Source organism: Streptomyces sp. NBRC 110035 (assembly GCF_000829695.1).
Taxonomy (GTDB): Bacteria; Actinomycetota; Actinomycetes; order Streptomycetales; family Streptomycetaceae; genus Streptomyces.
Map to the genome: position 1 here is coordinate 1 of NZ_BBNN01000001.1, position 2,585 is coordinate 2,585.

General features: G+C 68.9%; 5 protein-coding genes. 4 read left to right on the forward strand and 1 reads right to left on the reverse strand.

Annotation, left to right across the window (positions count from 1 at the left end; genetic code table 11):
• On the forward strand, nucleotides 1-297 hold a 297-nt coding region (locus TU30_RS36685; RefSeq protein WP_042162950.1), incomplete at its 5' end, for a hypothetical protein.
• Between the two features lie 346 nt (nucleotides 298-643).
• Here TU30_RS36685 and TU30_RS00010 read toward each other — a convergent pair.
• Nucleotides 644-1,096, reverse strand: a complete 453-nt coding sequence (locus tag TU30_RS00010; protein WP_042162952.1) for a hypothetical protein — start codon at nucleotides 1,094-1,096, stop codon at nucleotides 644-646.
• A 116-nt stretch (nucleotides 1,097-1,212) separates the two neighbouring features.
• Between TU30_RS00010 and TU30_RS35875 the strand changes: the two genes are divergently transcribed.
• The 3 genes from TU30_RS35875 to TU30_RS00015 all read left to right on the forward strand — a co-directional run.
• A complete protein-coding gene (locus tag TU30_RS35875) occupies nucleotides 1,213-1,356 on the forward strand; it encodes a hypothetical protein (protein WP_158719283.1) in 144 nt (47 codons plus the stop codon).
• Nucleotides 1,357-1,445: 89 nt separating this feature from the next.
• A complete protein-coding gene (locus TU30_RS38140; RefSeq protein WP_370626533.1) occupies nucleotides 1,446-1,913 on the forward strand; it encodes a helix-turn-helix domain-containing protein in 468 nt (155 codons plus the stop codon).
• 75 nt (nucleotides 1,914-1,988) lie between these two features.
• Nucleotides 1,989-2,585, forward strand: a 597-nt coding sequence (locus TU30_RS00015; RefSeq protein WP_042162954.1) for a leucine zipper domain-containing protein, incomplete at its 3' end; no start/stop codon positions are given.

Consider the following 2,585-nt stretch of genomic DNA (forward strand, 5'->3'; position numbering starts at 1 on the left):
AAGATGTGCACCCAAATCAAATGGCGCACCACACGGTGGAAGACCCATGAGGCTGTCGAACGGGACTACCTCGCCCAGACCGCCAACTACACCGCTACCGGGCCGCCCTTCGCCTTGCTCCTCGTCGGCGACGCCAGTGACCACTCCGCCGGATACCGCGACATTGATGACAGCATCTGGATCATCCGGCACGCCCGGAGCACGACGGAAATTCCCCGCCTGATCGTGGCCGGTGTCCTTCCGACCGCACGACCAACCCCGAGCGCACTACGCGTAGCGCGCTCGTCACCGCGCTGACGGACGGCGCGGCGCGGCGGCCCCGGCGACGCGCAACCGGCTGAGCGCGCCCCGATCTGCGGCCGCGGCCGCGCCGCCCATCCCGCCCGTCCCTTACTCCTTCATTCCAGCCAGGAGACATGGTCAGAGCGGCCGCAACGGGGATGTCAGCAGCCCGACCACGTCAAAACCGCGTACTGACCTGCACAGAGGTGAGACGGGATCTAGAGGTCACGCAACGCTCAGCGCAACATCCGGCGCAACACTTGTCGCAACACCCAGCGCAACCTGACGAGCTCGCCGGGTCGGGTGACTAGCGAGGCGGTCGTCCTGCTGGACTGGTCAGTTCGACCGCCCCGCCGCAACGTCACGGCTGGGGGGTCTCACCGTCCATGAAGTCCCGAAGGTGGTCCTGGCAGTTTGGGCGTCCCTCCAGCGGCGACAGTCCGGCGGCCTCGCCCGCGTGCCACATCACCTCGACCATGATCCCTGCCGCCTCGTGCCACTCCTCGTCCCCGTTGAACGGAACGGCGGCCGCGCGGGCCATCGCACGGGCGGCCTTCCTGGCGGCCACGGCGGTCAGTGTGCCGGGACCGGTGAGACCGGCGGCGGTGTCGGTGTCGTACGTGAAGGGAGCCCGCCCCCTGGAGCGGATGACGTCCGAGCACCACGTCGCGTCGTCGGCGAAGACGTCGAGGGCGGCGCGGGCCAGCGTACGGCCGTCGGGTAGCGTCCCGGCCTTCGACAGGGCGAGGAAAGCCGCGTGGTACGCCTCGGCGTCCGGGGCGTAGGAGTGAGTGTCGAACCCGGCCCGGTTCACCCGGAAGAATCCAGCATTCTGAAAGGACCCCTAAAGCAAGAGAGGCCGCCAACAGCGCGGCACGCCCCCCTCGTTCCGAATCGACTGCCGTACCCACGACAGCAGCTCTCCTCGTGATGACCGTGCTCCTGATTGTTGCTGGTCTCGTCTGGTCCGGCATGCCCTTGGAAAGCGTCGTCGCGGTGGTCACGGTGGGCGCTGGCCTGGGCCTCTGGGTCGTGCGGGAGCTGATCGCCGCGTCTCGATCGGGCCGTCGCTGATGGGAACCGCGGCGTTCGAGGACGGGCCTCAGATGCCGCCTTCCCTGGTTCAGCGAGCTCTTCGCAAGAAGTCCTCTGGCACCGGACAGATGGACGCCTACGCCGCGCTGGGAGCTCACCTGAAGCAGCAGCGACAACTGGCCCGCCTGTCCCTGCGTGCAGTGGCGGCTCGGCTCGAGGGCCGACCAGGACGTTCGGCGGCCTCACTGTGCCGGGCAGAGCGAGGCCGCACTTCTGTCCGGTGGGAGACCGTGGCGGGTTTCCTGACGGCGTGTGGTGCGGATGTACGGCCCGCCAGGAAGTTGTGGTTCGAGGCCTCGCTGGCCACGAAGAAGCAGCCCCGTCCTGCAAGGGGAGCCAACCATGTCACGCGTCCGGGATTGGACCCACAGCTCATCGGAACCCCAGCGGCGCTGATCGAGTCCATGCAGCTGCTGCGCATCAATCGGGGCAGCCCCACCTTGCGGACACTCGAGCGGCGGGCGCGGCGTGAGCTGGGTTGCCGGCTAGCTGTTCTGTCCCGGGAGGTTGTGGACGGTGACAGGGCTCACGGCTGATTGATCTTGAAATGGGTGAGGGCCTTCTGGCCTGGTGTGGATTGCGACATCTGCACCAGCAACAGAAAGGCCCTCGTGCCCCACCGTAATGCACCCCTGACCGAGACCGGACGGCTGCGCCTGGCCCGCTGCGTGGTCGAGGACGGCTGGCCCCTTCGACGCGCCGCGGAACGCTTCCAGGTCTCGCCGACCACCGCCCAGCGCTGGGCCGAGCGCTACCGGGCCGTCGGCGAGGCGGGCATGTCCGACCGCTCCTCCCGTCCGCGCACCAGCCCGCGCCGCACCCCGACCCGCACCGAACGCCGGATCATCAAGGTCCGCGTCCTGCGCCGCTGGGGCCCCGCCCGCATCGCCCACCTGCTGCACCTGGTGCCCTCGACCGTGCACCGGGTACTGACCCGCTTCGGCCTGGCCCGCCTCACCCACCTGGACCGCGCCACCGGCCGCGTCGTCCGCCGCTACGAACGCGAGCGGCCCGGCGAGCTGGTGCACGTCGACATCAAGAAGCTGGGCAACATCCCCGACGGCGGCGGACACAAGGTCCTGGGCCGGCAAGCAGGCCGCAAGAACCGCAAGAACGCCGGTTACAGCTACCTGCACACCGCCGTCGACGACCACTCCCGCCTCGCCTACAGCGAGATCCATACAGACGAGAAGAAGGAGACCGCCACC

Excerpts from the sequence above, each read along its gene's own strand:
- TU30_RS35875 (WP_158719283.1), top strand. The coding sequence starts at position 1,213 with ATGACCGTGCTCCTGATTGTTGCTGGTCTCGTCTGGTCCGGCATGCCC.
- TU30_RS38140 (WP_370626533.1), top strand. The coding sequence starts at position 1,446 with ATGGACGCCTACGCCGCGCTGGGAGCTCACCTGAAGCAGCAGCGACAA.